Raw genomic sequence first — 15,952 nt, forward strand, 5'->3', positions numbered from 1 at the left:
GCCGCGACCCCGATCAGCGCCAACGATGATCTCTGCAGCTGGCATAAGCAATACTGATCGCCGTGGATCCGCATCTGCTGCGCACCTTCGTGACCGTCGCCGACTGCGGCTCGTTCTCGGCCGCGGCGACCCGGCTCGGCTACACCCAATCCGCGGTCTCCCAGCACATCGCCACGTTGGAGAACGACCTCGGTACGGCGTTGCTCCACCGGCGCCCGGTGGTTCCCACCGGGCCGGGCGAGCGATTGCTCGAGCATGCCGGTCCGATCCTGCTGCGGCTGGACGCCGCGCGAGCCGACGTCCAGCGGGCGATCGGTGACCCACCCGGATCGCTCATCCTCAGCGCATCTCCGCTGGCAGCCTCAGCACATCTGGCCGATGCGCTGGGCCAGTTGCGACGATCGCACCCGGGGCTCGAGGTGACGTTGGAAGTGACTGGGCGCGAGGCTGTCGCGAAGGGGGTCGCGGCCGGCGAGTTCGATCTCGGAATGATCGACGGGATCGCCGCACCGAGTGACCCGCTGCGGCTGTTCGGCCTCGGGGCGCTGGCGACCACAGCGGTCAGCCACGAACCGCTGGTCGTCGCCCTGCCCCGAGAGCACCCGTTGGCCGGCCGGAAACGGATCGGACTCGACGAGCTCGTGGACGCGCGATGGATCGACGCACCGGACACCGCCGCGACCTTGAGCGATCTACGTCTTGCGGCTGAGTCCGACGGTCTTCGTGCCTCGATCGGCTACTCGGGAGCAGACGTCCTGAGCTTGCTATCCCTGGTTGCCGCCGGCCACGGCCTCGCCGTACTGCCTGCCTCGATCCCGCGCATCGTCGACTCGATCGTCGCCGTAGAACTGCAGAGCCCGCGCCTGGTGCACCGGGTCGAGCTGCTGCACGGCTACACGGATCAGCCCACGGCGGAAGCCCTCGCGGCCGTACTGCGGAGGTAAAGCCGGGCTGGGGTCGGCGGCCGACCCCAGCCGCGGTCAGTCGTGGGTCGGGAAGCCCAGGTTGAGGCCGCCGTGGGACGGGTCGAGCCAGCGGGACGTGATCACCTTGCCGCGGGTGAAGAAGTGCACGCCTTCGGTACCGTGAGCGTGGGTGTCACCGAACAGCGAGTTCTTCCAGCCGCCGAAGGAGTAGTACGCCATCGGCACCGGGATCGGCACGTTGACGCCGACCATGCCGACCTCGACCTCGGTCTGGTACCGGCGGGCGGCCCCGCCGTCGTTGGTGAAGATCGCCGTGCCGTTGCCGTACGGGTTCGAGTTCACCAGGTTCAGTGCCTCGTCGTACGACGGGACGCGGACGACCGAGAGCACGGGGCCGAAGATCTCGTCGGTGTAGATCGACATGTCCGGCGTGACCTTGTCGAACAGCGTCGGGCCGAGCCAGAAGCCGTCGTCGGCTCCGTCGAACGGACCCTCGCGGCCGTCGACCGCGAGCTCCGCGCCGGCGCTCACCCCGGCCTCGACGTACCCGACGACCTTGTCGCGGTGCTCGCCGGTCACCAGCGGGCCCATGTCGCAGCCGCGGGTCCCGTCGCCGGTCTTCAGGGTCGCCATCCGCTCGCGGATCTTGCCGATCAGGTCGTCGGCGACCGGCTCGACGGCGATCAGCGCGGAGATCGCCATGCAGCGCTCCCCGGCCGAGCCGAAGCCGGCGTTCACCGCGGCGTCGGCCGCGAGGTCGAGATCCGCGTCCGGCAGCACGACCATGTGGTTCTTCGCGCCGCCGAGCGCCTGCACCCGCTTGCCGTTCGCGGTGCCCTTCTCGTAGACGTACTTAGCGATCGGGGTCGAGCCGACGAACGAGACGGACTTGATGTCCGGGTGCTCGAGCAGCCGGTCGACGGCCTCCTTGTCGCCGTGCACGACGTTCATCACGCCGTCGGGCAGGCCCGCTTCCTTCCACAGTGCCGCGACCGCGTTGACCGCGGACGGGTCCTTCTCGGACGGCTTGATCACCACGCTGTTGCCGCAGGCGATCGCGATCGGGACGAACCAGAGCGGCACCATCGCGGGGAAGTTGAACGGCGAGATCACCGCGACCGTGCCGAGCGGCTGGCGGATCGAGTACACGTCGACGTTGGTCGACACGTTCTCGCTGAAGCCGCCCTTCATCAGGTGCGGGATGCCGCAGGCGAACTCGACCACCTCCAGCCCGCGGGTCACCTCACCGAGCGCGTCGGACAGCACCTTGCCGTGCTCGGCGGTGATCAGGGCGGCGATGTCCTCCTTGCGCTCGTTCAGCAGCTCACGGAAGGCGAAGAGCACCTGCGCGCGCTTGGTGAGCGACGTCCGGCCCCAGCCCTTCGAGGCGTCGTTGGCGACCTTGACCACCTCGTCGACGGTCGCCGCCGAGGCCAGGTCGAGCTCGCCGGTCACCTCACCGGTGGCCGGGTTGTAGACCTTGCTGGTGCGCTCGGCGACCCCCGTCCAGGGAGTTCCGCCGACCAGGTGGGTGATTCGCTCAATGCTCACAGCTGCATCCCTTGCTCAAAGTCGTTGTTCTTCACGCCAGCACCTCACTGCGGTTCGCCAGCTCGACCGCCACCGGCCGCCCTTCCTGCAGCGACTGGATTCCCGCCGTACAGACCGCGGCCGCCGCGTATCCGTCCCAGGCCGTCGGCCCGTCGATCCCGCCCCGCGCCGCGGCGTTCACCCAGCGCTGGACCTCGATGTCGTACGCCGTTGCGAAGCGGACCCGGAAGTCGTCCGGCACCGTCCCTCCCCAGTGTCCGGGCGCGTTTGGTCAGTACGTCGACCCCCAGGCCGATCGTCGCGCTGCCCTTCTCCGCCACCGCCTCGCAGCGCACCTCGTACCCGACCTGGAAGTTCACGAACACCTCCACGTCGGCGATCGCCCCACTCGCCATCTCGAACACCGCGAACTGCGGGTCGAGCACTCCCTCGGCGACCAGGCCGGTCGGCTTCGGGGCGTGCACGGTGATCCGGGCGATCTCGTCGCCGAACAGCCAGCGCGCCACATCGACCTCGTGCACCAGGGAATCGCGCACGATCATCTCGCTGCGGAAGGTTTCTGCGACGGTCTTGTTCCGGTGCACGTTGTGCAGCAGCAGCGTCCGGCCGAGATCACCGGAATCGAGCAACTGCTTCAAGGCTGCGTACTCCGGGTCGAAGCGCCGCATGAAACCGACCTGGATCAGCTGCCGACCGGTCTTGTGCTCGGCCTCAACGACCCGCAGCGCCGATTCGGTGTCCATCGTCAGCGGCTTCTCGCAGAGCACCGGCTTGCCGTGCTCGAGGCAAGCCATCAACTGCTCAGCGTGCGCGAAGCCGGGTGACGCGATGATCACCGCGTCGACCTCGGCGTCGGCGACCAGCTCCAGCGGATCGTCGATCACCCGGACACCGTCCAGCTCCGTGGCCAATGCGGTCGCCCTGGCCACGTCGGGATCGGACACCGCGACCAGCCGCGCGCCGGAGGTCCGGCGGACGACCCGCTCGGCGTGGTCGGCGCCCATCGCCCCGACGCCGATGATGCCGATCCTGAGGTCGGCGGTCATGTGCTCTCCAGCGGGGACTGGATCCGGCCCGGCCGGTCCGCCGGGCGCGCCACCGCGCCGGCGTCGATGTCGCGGAGCTCGTGGCTCAGCGCCTCCAGTTCCGACCCGCCGGCCATCTCGTTCGTCAGTTGCTCGACGGTGATGTCGGCGCGATGGGTGTCGAGCGCGACCCGGCCCAATTTCAGGATGACGAAGTGGTTGCCGACGAGGTAGGCGTGGTGCGGGTTGTGGGTGATGAAGACGACGCCGAGTCCCGCGTCGCGTGCCTTCACGATGTACTTCAGGACGACCCCGGACTGCTTCACGCCGAGCGCGGCGGTCGGCTCGTCCAGGATCAGTACCTTGGCGCCGAAGTAGATCGCCCGGGCGATCGCGACACATTGACGCTGACCGCCGGACAGCATGCCGACCGGCTGCTCGAGATTAGGGATCGAGATCCCCATCTTGGTCAGCTCCTCGTGCGCGATCTGCTGCATCTTGCGGATGTCCAGCTGGCCGAACGCCTTGGTGATCTCGTTGCCGAGGAAGAAGTTCCGCCAGACCGACATCAGCGGGGCGAGTGCCAGGTCCTGGTAGACGGTGGCGATCCCGCTGTCCAGCGACTCGCGCGGTGACTTGAACCGGCGTTCCTCGCCGTTCACCGTCAGCACGCCGTCGCTGTGTTCGTGCAGGCCGGCGATGACCTTGATCAGCGTCGACTTGCCCGCGCCGTTGTCGCCGAGCACACAGGTGATCTCGCCCTGCCGCACCGACAGGGAGACGCCGCGGAGTGCCTGGACGTTGCCGTAGCTCTTGCCGACGTCGTCGAGCTGGACGACCGGCATGGTCGGGCTGCTGGCCGCTTCGTTGTCGAAGGTGGTCGTGGTGGTCATCGCGCATCCGCCTTCTTCTTGACGACGAGGTTCACGATCGTGGCCAGCAGCAACATCACGCCGAGGAACGCCTTGAACCAGTCCGGGTTCCACCCGGCGTACACGACGCCGAGCTGCACCATGCCGAAGATGAGCGCACCGATCGCGCCACCGACGACCGAGCCGTAGCCACCGGTCAGCAGGCAGCCGCCGACCACCGCGGCGATGATGTAGAGGAACTCCTTGCCGACGCCCTCACCGGACTGCACGACGCCGTTCTGCGCGAACAGCAGGTGCATGCCGGTGAACCACGCGAAGAAGCCGACCGCCATGAACAGGCCGATCTTGACCTTCTTCACCGGTACGCCGACCGCCCGGGCCGCCGCCGCGTCGCCACCGACGGCGAAGATCCAGTTGCCGACCTTGGTCCGCAACAGGAACCAGGCGGCGATCGCGACGAAGGCGATCCACCAGATGATGATGATCTTGATCGTGATGCCGCCGAGTTTGAACTGCGACGCGAACAGCGCATGCGCGGAGGAGAACCCGTCCATGTCGCTGATCGAGTTCGAGGCGACCGCGCCGGACGTCAGCCGGGTGACCGCGATGTTCAGGCCCTGCAGGATGAAGAAGGTGCCGAGCGTCACCAGGAAGCTCGGCAGGCCGGTCCGCATCAGCAGCCACCCGTTGAAGGCGCCGATCAGCAACGCCACCGCCAGCGAGACGACGATCGCGACCCAGACGTTCACGCTGAACTGGTAGGCGAAGATGCCGGCGGTCAGGCCGGAGGTCGTCACCGCGACACCGGCCGACAGGTCGAACTCACCGCCGATCATCAGCAGCGAGACCGGAACGGCCATGACACCGATCAGGGCGGCGCCGTACAGGATCGTGCCGGCGTGATTGATGTCCCGGAAGGGTTCGGCCGCGATCGCGAAGAAGATCAGGATCACCACCGCCCCGACCAGCGACCCGATCTCCGGCCGGCTCAGCAGCCGGGCCCCTACGGACCGGGAGGTGACCCGGTCGTCGACACCTGCGGGTGTCGTGATGGTCGATGCCATGGCCGTGACCTCAGCGGGTTCCGGCCGTGGCGTACTTCGCGACAGCCTCGATGTTCGACTTGTCGATGAACGCCGGACCGGTGAGGGTTGCCTCGCCGCCGCCGATCGTGTCGCCATTGGTCTTGTTCAGCCAGATCGCGTCCACGGCCAGGTAGCCCTGCAGGTACGGCTGCTGGTCGACGGCGAAGTCGACGGTGCCGTCCTGGACCGCCTTGGCCATCTCCTTGCTCATGTCGAAGCTGCCGATCTTGGCCGACGACCCGGCGTCCTTGGCCGCCTGGACCGCGGTCAGGGCGACACCGGCGTTCAGCGCGACCACGTAGTCGGCGCCCTTGTCCTGCTGCAGCTTCGAGGTGATCGTCGCCTGCGTCCCGGGCTGGTCGGCGCCGTCGACGTTCAGGTTCTCGACCGCGCCGAACTTGTCCTTGATGCCCTGGCAGCGGGCCTCCAGGCTCACGTTGCCCTGCTCGTGGATGACGCAGATGACCTTCTTGGCACCGAGCGCCTTGAGCTTCTCACCGGTCGCCTGGCCGGCGATCCGCTCGTCCTGGCCGAAGTACCCGATCGCGCCGGAGGTCTTCCAGGTGTCCAGACCGCCGTTCAGCACGGTCACCGGGATCCCGGCCGCGACCGCCTTCTTGACGTTCGGGATCACCGCGTCGGGCTTGTTCAGGGTGACCGCGATGCCGTCGACCTTCGCGTCGATCGCCGTCTGGACCAGGTTGGCCTGGCCGGCGCCGTCGGGATCGGAGGAGTACTGCAGTTCGATGTTGTCCTTCTGCGCGGCGGCCTCGGCCCCGCGGCGGACGATGTCCCAGAAGGTGTCACCCGGCTTGGAGTGGGTGATCAGGGCAACCTTCATCCGCGGCGTGTTCGCCACGTTGCCGCCCGAACCGCCTGCCTTCTCTTCGTCCTTCTTGCCGCCGGAGGAACTACAAGCACCCAGTGCCGCGATCAGCACGAGCGCCGCCCCCGTGGCCACCGCCTTCTTCTGCCACCGAACCATCACTACAACCAGCCTTTCAGACGTTCCCGCGGTAACGCCGCGGCGTTCGGGTGTGACCAGGAAGGCATACCCTGCCCGGCCGTCAAACGGAAACACCACCCCCGTGGGTCTTCAGGTATGCCAGCGTCCGCTCCGCGATCGGCAGCGGCACTTCCGGCGCGCAGGGGTACATGTCCTGCTCCACGATCGCGAACAGGTCGACATCCAGCGCCGCGAGCGCGTCGAGCAGCGGAGGGAACTCCGGTACGCCGAGTGGCGGCTCGCAGAACACTCCCCGCGCGACGGCGTCGTCCAGGCTCACTCCCTCGGCCTCCACCTCGGCCAGCACCTTGGGGTCGACCTGCTTCAGGTGCACGTAGCCGATCCGGTCCGGATACTCCTTGATCAGTTTCAGGTTGTCGCCACCGCAGTAGCTGACGTGTCCCGTGTCGAGGCAGAGGTTGACGTGCTCACCGTCGCTCTCGGCCAGCAACCGCTCGATGGTCTCCTGGTTGTCGACATGCCCGTCCGCATGCGGATGGAACTGCGTCTTCAATCCGTACTCCGAGGCGATGCGCCGGCCGAGCTCGGTCAGCTGCTGGGCGTGCCGTGCCTGGCCCTCGTGATCCAGCCGCGGCTCGACGATCTCGCCGTTGTCCCGCCACATCGACGGGATGACGACCAGGTGCTTCGCTCCCACCGCCGCTGCCAGCCCGGCGGCAGCCGAGACGTCACGCCAGGTCGAATCCCACGAGTCCGGCCGGTGCAGGTGCTCGAAGATCGTGCCCGCAGTCACCTCGAGCCCGCGCTTGTCCAGCTCGTCCTTCAGCCTCGCCGGATCGGTCGGAAGGTAGCCGTAGGGACCAAGCTCGATCCGCGTGTACCCAGCGCCGGCGACCTCGTCGAGGAACCGCTCCCACGGCGTCTGCTTCTCGTCATCGGCAAACCAGACTCCCCAGGAGTCCGGCGCACTACCGACCTTGATCTGCCCCATCAGCTCTTCCCCTCGACTGGTGCGAGGTATGGCCGCTGGGCCTGCTTAGCCTGCTCGTACGCCGTGGCCGCGGTCTGCGTGGACTCCAGGTCGGAGACCTGGCTGACCGGGACGTCCCACCAGGAGTCGCTGTCCGGCGCGCCGATGAGCGGATCCGTCTTGACGTGGATCGCGATCGGACCGGTCGCGGCCTTCGCCGTACCGATCGCCTTCTCCAGCTCGGCGCGGCTGTTCACCTCGATCACCTCGACGCCGAGGCTGCGCACGTTCATCGCGAGATCCACCGGCAGGTAGTCCCCGTCCAGCCGCCCGTCGCCGCTGCGCCGCCGGTACGCCGTACCGAAACGCTGTGAGCCCAGGGATTCCGAGAGTGCGCCGATCGAGGCGAAGCCGTGGTTCTGCACCAGGACGACGATGATCTTGACGTTCTCCTGGACCGCGGTGACCAGCTCGGACGACATCATCAGGTACGACCCGTCGCCGACCAGGACGAAGACGTCCCGGTCCGGTGCACCGAGCCGGACGCCCAGCCCGCCGGCGATCTCGTAACCCATGCAGGAGTAGCCATATTCGACGTGGTATCCCTTCGGATCGCGTGTCCGCCACAGTTTGTGCAGGTCGCCCGGCATCGAACCGGCTGCACACACCACCACATCACGCGGCTCCGACAATTCGTTGACGGCACCGAGCACCTGGCCCTGGGTCAACAGTCCTTCGGCGAGGTTGTCCACAACCTCCGCAGGCGGGTCGTACGCCTGAGCGACGGTCTGGTCCCAAACTCGTGCGAGTTCGGCGGTCAGATCCTTGTACTTTTCTTGCACAGACCAATCACCGATCGCGGATCGCAGGGAAACAAGGGCTTCCCGGGCATCCGCGACGAGAGGGAGGCCGGCATGTTTGCCACCGTCGAAGCGCGCCACGTTGATGTTCACGAACCGCACGTCCGGGTTCTGGAAGGCGGTCCGGGAGGCCGTCGTGAAGTCGCCGTACCTCGTGCCGATGCCGATCACCAGGTCGGCGTCGCGCGCCAGGGCGTTGGCCGCCGTCGTGCCCGTGGACCCGACCGCGCCGACCGACCGCGGGTGGTCGTAGCGCAGCGATCCCTTGCCTGCTTGACTTTCGGCGACCGGGATCCCGGTCGCCTCGGCGAACTCGCGAAGGGCGTCCTGCGCCCGGGAGTACGCCACGCCGCCGCCGGCCACGATCAGCGGTCGCTCCGAGGCCCGTAGCAGCTCTACCGCTTTGTCGACAATGGATGCCTCGGGCAACGGCCTCGCGATGTACCAGGTGCGCTCGGTGAAGAGCTCCTCGGGCCAGTCGTGTGCCTCGGCCTGGACGTCCTGCGGCAGGGCCAGCGTCACCGCGCCGGTCTCGACCGGATCGGTCAGCACCCGCATCGCGTTCAGCAGCGCCGAGGGCAACTGCTCCGGGCGCCAGATCCGGTCGAAGTACTTCGAGACCGGCCGGAAGGCGTCGTTGACGGAGACGTCGCCGGCGTTGTAGCTCTCCAGCTCCTGCAGCGCGGGCGTCGCCACCCGGGTTGCGAAGACATCGGATGGAAGGAGAAGAACCGGGAGTCTGTTGACGGTGGCCAGCGCGGCGCCAGTGACCATGTTCGTCGAGCCGGGACCGATGCTTGCAGTGCAGGCGTAGGTCTGCAGGCGGTCGCGGGTACGGGCGAAGGCGGAGGCGCTGTGCACCATGGCCTGCTCGTTGCGGGCCAGGATGTACGGCAGAGCCTCTGGGTCCTCGAGCTCGGCCTGCAGCAACGCCTGGCCGAGGCCGGCCACGTTGCCATGGCCGAAGATGCCGAAGCAGCCGGCGAACAGCTTCTGCCGCTCGCCGTCGCGCTCCGAGTACTGAACGCTCAGGAACCGCACCAACGCCTGCGCCACAGTCAGCCGAACAGTCATCGCACCTCTCCGAACCCCATAGTCATCGTCTCCACCACAACCCCATCTCCCCCGACCAACCCCACCACTCCACGCCAGCCCATCACGGTCGGAGCCGGGGGCCTCAGCGCCTTCATCTTTCTGCTCCGAAGGGGAGGCGGGGGTCGATCTGCTGGGTCTCCCAGAGTTCGCGGACCCAGCCGTGCTGGGGGTCGTCGCTGATCAGCCATTCGCGCTCGGTACCGGGGCCGGCCATCACGTTCAGGTAGTACATGTCATAACCAGGAGGCGCCATCGCAGGACCATGCCAACCATGAGGTACCAGCACCAGATCCCCGCTGCGAACTTCCGCGAGGACGTCGATCGGGCGGTCGTCGGTGCCGTAGACCCGCTGGTAACCGATCGGGTCGTTGCCTTTGACACCTTCTGGGGCATCCTCGGACAGCTGCAGCTCGAAGTAGTAGATCTCCTCGAGCTCACTTTCCTTGCCAGGCTTGTGCTCGTCGTGCTTGTGCGGCGGGTACGACGACCAGTTGCCGGCCGGTGTGAGTACTTCGCACGCGATGATCGAGTCCGCCTCGAGCACCGCGGGAGTGCCGAAGTTCCGCACCTGCCGGGAGGCGACACCGGCGCCGCGGAGTTCGGTCTCGCCCTGCTCGACGCCGATCCGCCGGAACGGGTAGTCCGACGCAGCCTTCGCATGCGGGAACGCGATCCGTGCGCCACCCGCGCTCACGACCGCGACCTCCGAGCCGCGGGGAACGTAGGCGAGGTCGGTCGGGCCGGCGAACACGTCGGCACGCCCACCGAGCGGCACGGTCTCACCGTCGACAATCACCTCCGCCGATCCGCTCAACGGCAATACCAGGTATTCGCAGTCCCCAGTCGAGAACTCAACAGATTGCCCAGGCCGGAGCGTCGCAACAGACAACCCGGTGTGATGCCAGTCGGGCTCCCCCGGACTGACCGACAACTCGAACCCGTCCCGCGCAGTAGACCCAGCAGGCCGATACCAAGCAGTCACGAACTCTCTCCTTCAGTCAACAGACAGGAAAGGAACAGGATGTCTTTGCCGACAAACATCACGCGGCGCCTCCGTGGACCAGGGCGCTGGCCTGGTCTACGGCGGCGGCTACGTCGCCATCGGGTGGGAAGAGGAGGGCTCGGCCGACTACCAGACCGCGTACCGATGGGAGGCTGAGCGCCTTGCCCCAGGAGGCGTAGGTCTCTTCCGGGGCGACGGTCGGGTCGCCGCCGAGGAGGAGGGTCGGCAAGGTGGTTGCTTCCATCACGCGGGCCAGGTCGTCGACGACGGGGAGTTTGAGCCAGGTGTAAGCGCTGGTCGCGCCGAGCCCGGCGGCGATGTGGATCGACTTGATCACCGAGTCCGGGTCGAGCAGGTTCGTCACCCGCCCGTCGCGACGGACCGACCAGAACGGTTCCACCATCGCGAGCAACTTACGCTCGGCCAGTTCGGTGACGGCGCGCGCGCTGCTCTCCAGCGTCGTCACCGTGCCCGGATCGTCGAGGCAGATCCGGGTCAGCATCTTGCCGCCGTCCAGCCTGCGCGCAGCGATGTCATCGGCCGTACCGTAGGCCGTGAACCGGTCGTCCAGCTCGAACGACGCGCCCTGCAGACCGCCCCGGTTCATCGACCCGATGACGACCTTGCCTTCGAGTGCCCCGAGCAACAACAAGTCTTCCAGTACGTCGGGAGTCGCCAGCACACCGTCGACTCCCGGTCGCTCCAACGCGGTCACCAACCGATCGATCAGCCCCGGCCGGCTAGCCATCGCCATCGCGTCGTCCCGCACTCCGAGCGCACCCCGAGCAGGATGATCCGCCGCCACAATCAGCAGCCGCCCGTCCTCACCAACCACTTCCCGCTGACGGCGCTGCGCCCAAGCCTCCGCAATCCGCTCCGGATACCGAACCCGCAACTCAGTCAGATCCACCCTGGTCGTCTCAGCCCCACTCACGCGTCATCACCCTCCGACGCTGCAACCCATCCGGTGGTACAGCGAGCATTCCGCTGCCGAGCACCCACACCCCTGCTTCCGCCCGGCACCTGCGTCAGCAACCGGCCACGGATCACGGCATTCGCCCTGTCGCCGTTCACGCGCCATCACCCATCAGGGCGAGGACCTCGGATTCGGACGGCATGGCGGTAGAGCACTCCAACCGCGATGCGACGATGGCGCCGGCGATGTTGGCGAAGCGGATCACCTTTTCTAGGGACCAGCCGGCCAGTAGGCCGTGGCAGAGGGCACCGCCGAAGCCGTCGCCTGCACCCAGACCGTTGACCACCTCGACCGGGAAGGGCGGCACCTCCACCCGCTCGTCGCGCGTGCGGGCCAGCGTGCCTTTCGGACCCTGCTTCACGACCGCCAGGTCGAGTCCGCGATCCAGCAACGCCTGCGCGGCCTTGTCGGGATCCGTCTCGCCGACCGCCACCTCGCACTCCTCACGGTTGCCGACGGCAACGGTGCAGTGCGCCAGCGCCCGGCTGACCTGTTCGTGCGCCTCGGACGGATCCGCCCAGAACATCGGCCGGTAGTCGAGGTCCAGCACCGTGATCGCCTTCCGCGAGCGCGCCTCCCAAGCGGCGAAGTGCGCCGACCGGCTCGGTTCGGCCGACAATCCGGTCACCGTCGACCAGTAGATCCGCGCATCGCGAATCGCCTGCAGGTCCAGCTCGGACGGATTGATCACCAGATCCGGCGCCTTCGGGAACCGGTAGAAATACAAGGGAAAGTCGTCCGGCGGGAAGATCTCGCAGAACGTGATCGGCGTCGGCAACCCGTCCACCCCGGTGACGAACCGGTCGTCGACGCCCAGTTCCAGCAGCGTGCGATGGATGAACTTCCCGAACGGATCGTTCCCCGTCCGCGAGATCACCGCCGACTTACGCCCGTGCCGAGCAGCAGCGACAGCGACATTCGTGGCACTGCCACCGAGGAACTTGCCGAAGCTCTCGACGTCCTCCAGGTGCGTGCCGGTCTGCAACGGATACAGGTCGACCCCGATCCGCCCGATCGTGAGTACGTCGTCAACCATCAGACCGCCTCGGCGATACGTCGCAGATGCTCGATACTCGCCCGTACGTCGACCACCGGACCTTCATCCGAAGGCCGTGACGGCAGGATCGTGTCCTGCTCGAGCACGTACCACCCGTCGTACCCGGCGTTCTCCAGCGCGCCGACGATCGTGGCCAGGTCAATGTCGCCCTGCCCGAGCGGCCGGTACATCCCCTGCCGGACGGCGTCGGTGTAGCTGACCTCGCCGCTCTGCACCTTCGCGGCCCATGCGGCGTCCACATCCTTCAGATGCGTGTGCCGGATCCGGCCGGTGTGCTCCAGCGCGAGCGCGACCGGGTCGACACCACCGATCAGCAGGTGCCCGGTGTCGAGCGTCAGACCGATCGAGGAGCCGCCGAGCACCCGGCGTACGTCGTCCGCGTTCTCCACCATGGTGCCGACGTGCGGGTGAATCGTCGCCCGGATCCCTGCTGCTGCAGCGATTCCGGCCAGCCGATCGAGGTTGGCGAGCAGAACGGACCAGCCATCGTCGTCCAGCACCGGGCGGTCGTCGTACCCCTCCTGCCCGGTCGCGGCGGCCAGCACCAACGTGCTCGCCCCCGACGCGACAAATCCCTCCAACGCGGCCGCGATCTCCGGCGCCGGGTCGTGCGCAGGATCATGCAGTACGACGGGAACGAATCCGCCGACCGCACGCAGTCCCGAGTCGGCCAGCGTCTTCGCCTTCTCCGCCGGATCGTCCGGCAGGAACCCGTCCGGCCCGAACTCGGTCGCCGCGATCCCCACCTCCCGCATCTGCGCCAACACAGTCTCCGAGTCGTACTGGTAACCCCACCCCGGTACTTCGCAGACACCCCACGAGATCGGGGCTCCAGCAATCCGGTCAGTAAGTGCGGTCATGCGCCGATTTCCTCCAGGAGAACGACGCGGTTTTCGCGTCGGGACAGTTCGCAGGCGTTAGCCGTACGGAAGGCTTGTAGGGCGTCGCGGACGGTGCAAGGGACCTCGCGGGTGCCGGCGACGACCTCGGTGAAGGCGGCCAGTTCAGCGATGTACGCCGGCCGGAAGCGGTCCATGAACGTGGCGTGCGGTTCGCCACCGGGAAAGGTGACGCCGGCCTCTGCGGACTTCAGCGCGGTGTGCTCGTCGAGGCCGACCGCGACCGAGCCGAGCGAACCGAGCACCTCCATCCGCACGTCGTGGCCGGCCGCGTTGTACCTGGTCCCGCTGACGGCCGCGAAGGTGCCGTCGTCGAGAGTGAGCAGGGCGGCGGCGGCATCAATGTCGCCGTACTCGCCGAAGAATGCCTCGCCCCGGTTCGCGCCGGTCGCGAAAACGCTGACCACCTCGCGCCCGGTGACGAACCGGATGATGTCGAAGTCGTGCACCAGGCAATCGCGGAAAAATCCACCGCTGGTCGGGATGTACTCCTGCGGCGGCGGGAACGCGTCGTTGGTGTTCGCCCGCAGGTGGTGGACGAACCCGAGCGCACCGGACCGGACCTGCTCGGCCGCGAACTGGTACCCGCGATCGAACCGCCGCTGGAAACCCAGATGTACCGGTACGCCGGAAGCTTCGACCAGCGCGACCACCTGCTGGGTCTCGGCCAGGTCGAGCGCGACCGGCTTCTCGCAGAAGGTCGGGATCCCGGCCGCGACCGCCTTCGCGATCAGGTCGGCGTGCGCCGAGGTCGCCGCCGCGATCACGAAGCCGTCGAGGTCGCTGCGCAGCAGCTGGTCCACGTCGGGCGCGAACTCCAGACCGAGCTCCTTGGCGACCACTTCCGCCCGGCTCGCATCGACATCGGTGACCACCACCTGATCCACCGCCGCCAGCCCCTTCAGGGTCGCGGCGTGGAACGCCCCGATCCGCCCCGCGCCGGCCAATCCGATCCGCATCCTGAGCCCTCCCTGAGTCCGAACAACCTCGCCCGACAGCGCCCACAACCCGCAGCACGCCCCCGTCAGCTCTATTCATCCAACGGGCCGCCGCCAGCTTTGTCCTCCCGCTGAGGACTGTCAATAGTTTGTAAGCACATTTTCATGTCGAGACATACAAAGGTGCTTCAGGTAACATCCCGGCCATGGCCGCCCTCCCGATCCAGATCGATCGGGCGAGCCCGGTGCCGCTCTATCACCAGCTCGCCGAGCAGCTGATCGCCGCGATCAGCGACGGCACCCTGCGCCCGGGCGACCCGTTCGAGAACGAGCAGGCGATGTCGGACCGGCTCAGCCTGTCCAGGCCGACGGTCCGCCGGGCGATCTCCGAGCTGGTGAACAAAGGCCTGCTGGTACGCCGCCGCGGCATCGGCACCACCGTCGCCAACCAGATGGTGCATCGCAAGGCCGAACTGACCAGCCTGTACGACGACCTCGAGCGCGAAGGCCGCACACCGCACACCGACGTACTCTCGCTGCAGTGCGACGCCCAGGACGCCCGCGCCGCCGAAGCGCTCGGACTGCCCCCCAGTACGCCGGTGGTCGCGATCGTCCGCCTCCGGTACGCCGGTGACGTCCCGCTCGCGATCATGCGCAACTGGTTGCCACCAGCAATGAACGACCTGACTGCCGAGGCGCTCCAGAAGGAGGGGCTCTACGCCCTGCTCCGGGCGCGCGGCATCCGCCCCAGCGTCGCCCGGCAGCGCATCGGCGCCCGCAACGCCACCGCCGAGGAACGCCGCACCCTGCACCTCACCAAGGCCGAACCCCTGGTCACGATGACCCGCAGCGCGTACGACGCGGACGGGACCCCGGTCGAATTCGGCGACCACTGCTACCGCGCCGACCAGTACTCCGTCGAAGTGGTCGTCTCCGACCGCTGAACTGCCGTCTCACACAGTCGGCGGGCGCGGAAGGATCGACCTTCAAGCTCAGCGGGCGCGGAGGCTCGACCTTCAAGCTCACCGGGCGCGGAGGATCGAGCCTTCGAAGGAGTCGGTGAGCAGCGGGATGACGACGAGGGCGACCCGGAGTGACGGGTCGAGGCGGGACCAGAGGAGGTCGGGGAGGGACTCCCACTCGACCTTCACCGAGACGACCGACGGGTAGCCGTCGGTGGTGACCTGCGCGGCGGTTCCGGAGTACGTGGTGACGACGCCGGCGGTGGCTTCTTCCGAGCGGCGCAGGAAGAGCGACGGGTGCTGCACCTGGTCCGCGGAGTACGAGCGGGCGGATCCGACCACGACATCCAGCAACTCGGGACCTTCGACGACGGCGCCGGCGAAGATCCGCGGCGTACGGATCGGTGGGTCCGGCTCGTAGTCGATGTTGCGCAGCGCCACCTGCAGGTCCACGCAGTCGGCGTGGGTGCCCGCGAGCTCACTGACGTGGGTGCCGTTCCCGACGATGAACCAGTCCTCGGTGCGGATCGCGGCCGTGTAGTGCCGCAACTCGTCAGCGCCGCCGCCACCGAGCTCCTGGACGACGATCTCCTCCGCGGAGACCACGAGTTCGCGCTGCTGGGAGGCAGGTGAGCGCCCGGTCAGCCAGTACGCCGCGAACGGCAGCCCGTCGCTGTCCCGCCCGATCGCCAGTCCACGACCCGGATACTCACATTTCCCCACCACATCCACGAGGGTCGCCACGCGCCGAGCCTAATGCCTCGCG

15 protein-coding genes and 1 pseudogene are annotated in these 15,952 nt (G+C 67.8%); 2 read left to right on the forward strand and 14 right to left on the reverse strand.

The genetic code is table 11. The features are described from left to right. Nucleotides 1–62: 62 nt before the first annotated feature. A complete protein-coding gene (locus ABZ004_RS32145; protein WP_355684873.1) occupies nucleotides 63–944 on the forward strand; it encodes a LysR family transcriptional regulator in 882 nt (293 codons plus the stop codon). Between the two features lie 36 nt (nucleotides 945–980). Here ABZ004_RS32145 and ABZ004_RS32150 read toward each other — a convergent pair whose 3' ends face one another. From ABZ004_RS32150 to ABZ004_RS32210, 13 genes and pseudogenes are all read right to left on the reverse strand, one after another. Then, nucleotides 981–2,477: a CoA-acylating methylmalonate-semialdehyde dehydrogenase gene (locus tag ABZ004_RS32150; protein ID WP_355684875.1), complete on the reverse strand. Its 1,497-nt coding sequence runs from the start codon at nucleotides 2,475–2,477 to the stop codon at nucleotides 981–983. Nucleotides 2,478–2,508: 31 nt separating this feature from the next. Continuing rightward, the gene (locus tag ABZ004_RS32155) at nucleotides 2,509–2,718 is read right to left on the reverse strand and encodes a Gfo/Idh/MocA family oxidoreductase (RefSeq protein ID WP_355684877.1); all 210 of its coding nucleotides are present in this window, start codon (nucleotides 2,716–2,718) and stop codon (nucleotides 2,509–2,511) included. Between the two features lie 100 nt (nucleotides 2,719–2,818). Beyond that, nucleotides 2,819–3,523, reverse strand: a pseudogene (locus ABZ004_RS32160) (Gfo/Idh/MocA family oxidoreductase); the annotation flags it as partial. Beyond that, a complete protein-coding gene (locus ABZ004_RS32165; protein ID WP_355684878.1) occupies nucleotides 3,520–4,395 on the reverse strand; it encodes an ATP-binding cassette domain-containing protein in 876 nt (291 codons plus the stop codon). The gene ABZ004_RS32165 and the pseudogene ABZ004_RS32160, both read right to left, overlap by 4 nt. Next, entirely contained in the window at nucleotides 4,392–5,438 is a 1,047-nt protein-coding gene (locus tag ABZ004_RS32170; protein ID WP_355684880.1) for an ABC transporter permease, read from the reverse strand. Before ABZ004_RS32170 ends, ABZ004_RS32165 begins: the two co-directional genes overlap by 4 nt. A 10-nt stretch (nucleotides 5,439–5,448) precedes the next feature. Further along, entirely contained in the window at nucleotides 5,449–6,444 is a 996-nt protein-coding gene (locus tag ABZ004_RS32175; protein ID WP_355684881.1) for a substrate-binding domain-containing protein, read from the reverse strand. An 82-nt stretch (nucleotides 6,445–6,526) separates the two neighbouring features. Further along, nucleotides 6,527–7,417 (reverse strand): TIM barrel protein, encoded by an 891-nt coding sequence (locus tag ABZ004_RS32180; protein ID WP_355684883.1) that lies wholly within the window; start codon nucleotides 7,415–7,417, stop codon nucleotides 6,527–6,529. Then, nucleotides 7,417–9,330 (reverse strand): 3D-(3,5/4)-trihydroxycyclohexane-1,2-dione acylhydrolase (decyclizing), encoded by a 1,914-nt coding sequence (gene iolD, locus ABZ004_RS32185; protein WP_355684885.1) that lies wholly within the window; start codon nucleotides 9,328–9,330, stop codon nucleotides 7,417–7,419. Before iolD ends, ABZ004_RS32180 begins: the two co-directional genes overlap by 1 nt. A gap of 112 nt (nucleotides 9,331–9,442) precedes the next feature. Then, a complete protein-coding gene (gene iolB / locus ABZ004_RS32190; RefSeq protein ID WP_355684887.1) occupies nucleotides 9,443–10,333 on the reverse strand; it encodes a 5-deoxy-glucuronate isomerase in 891 nt (296 codons plus the stop codon). 58 nt (nucleotides 10,334–10,391) lie between these two features. Next, nucleotides 10,392–11,264 (reverse strand): deoxyribose-phosphate aldolase, encoded by an 873-nt coding sequence (locus ABZ004_RS32195; protein WP_355684916.1) that lies wholly within the window; start codon nucleotides 11,262–11,264, stop codon nucleotides 10,392–10,394. A 160-nt stretch (nucleotides 11,265–11,424) separates the two neighbouring features. Continuing rightward, on the reverse strand, nucleotides 11,425–12,366 hold the full coding sequence (iolC, locus tag ABZ004_RS32200; protein ID WP_355684888.1) for a 5-dehydro-2-deoxygluconokinase: 942 nt from the start codon (nucleotides 12,364–12,366) through the stop codon (nucleotides 11,425–11,427). After that, nucleotides 12,366–13,247 (reverse strand): sugar phosphate isomerase/epimerase, encoded by an 882-nt coding sequence (locus tag ABZ004_RS32205; RefSeq protein ID WP_355684890.1) that lies wholly within the window; start codon nucleotides 13,245–13,247, stop codon nucleotides 12,366–12,368. The genes iolC and ABZ004_RS32205 overlap by 1 nt, the downstream gene beginning before the upstream one ends. Next, nucleotides 13,244–14,245: a Gfo/Idh/MocA family oxidoreductase gene (locus ABZ004_RS32210; protein ID WP_355684891.1), complete on the reverse strand. Its 1,002-nt coding sequence runs from the start codon at nucleotides 14,243–14,245 to the stop codon at nucleotides 13,244–13,246. The genes ABZ004_RS32205 and ABZ004_RS32210 overlap by 4 nt, the downstream gene beginning before the upstream one ends. 185 nt (nucleotides 14,246–14,430) lie before the next feature. On the opposite strand from ABZ004_RS32210, the gene ABZ004_RS32215 reads away from it, so the two are divergent. After that, nucleotides 14,431–15,168, forward strand: a complete 738-nt coding sequence (locus ABZ004_RS32215) for a GntR family transcriptional regulator (RefSeq protein WP_355684893.1) — start codon at nucleotides 14,431–14,433, stop codon at nucleotides 15,166–15,168. Between the two features lie 78 nt (nucleotides 15,169–15,246). Here the strand turns inward: ABZ004_RS32215 and ABZ004_RS32220 are convergent, their stop codons facing one another. Beyond that, a complete protein-coding gene (locus ABZ004_RS32220) occupies nucleotides 15,247–15,930 on the reverse strand; it encodes an IMP cyclohydrolase (protein WP_355684894.1) in 684 nt (227 codons plus the stop codon). Nucleotides 15,931–15,952: the final 22 nt, after the last annotated feature.

The sequence above is a fragment of the Kribbella sp. NPDC006257 genome (genome assembly GCF_040613535.1).
Taxonomy (GTDB): Bacteria; Actinomycetota; Actinomycetes; order Propionibacteriales; family Kribbellaceae; genus Kribbella.

Bases quoted from the DNA above. Each gene is read 5' to 3' on its own strand.
- ABZ004_RS32165 (WP_355684878.1), bottom strand. From the start codon at position 4,395: ATGACCACCACGACCACCTTCGACAACGAAGCGGCCAGCAGCCCGACC.
- ABZ004_RS32170 (WP_355684880.1), bottom strand. From the start codon at position 5,438: ATGGCATCGACCATCACGACACCCGCAGGTGTCGACGACCGGGTCACC.
- ABZ004_RS32175 (WP_355684881.1), bottom strand. From the start codon at position 6,444: ATGGTTCGGTGGCAGAAGAAGGCGGTGGCCACGGGGGCGGCGCTCGTG.
- ABZ004_RS32180 (WP_355684883.1), bottom strand. From the start codon at position 7,417: ATGGGGCAGATCAAGGTCGGTAGTGCGCCGGACTCCTGGGGAGTCTGG.
- iolD (WP_355684885.1), bottom strand. From the start codon at position 9,330: ATGACTGTTCGGCTGACTGTGGCGCAGGCGTTGGTGCGGTTCCTGAGC.
- iolC (WP_355684888.1), bottom strand. From the start codon at position 12,366: ATGGTTGACGACGTACTCACGATCGGGCGGATCGGGGTCGACCTGTAT.
- ABZ004_RS32205 (WP_355684890.1), bottom strand. From the start codon at position 13,247: ATGACCGCACTTACTGACCGGATTGCTGGAGCCCCGATCTCGTGGGGT.
- ABZ004_RS32210 (WP_355684891.1), bottom strand. From the start codon at position 14,245: ATGCGGATCGGATTGGCCGGCGCGGGGCGGATCGGGGCGTTCCACGCC.
- ABZ004_RS32215 (WP_355684893.1), top strand. From the start codon at position 14,431: ATGGCCGCCCTCCCGATCCAGATCGATCGGGCGAGCCCGGTGCCGCTC.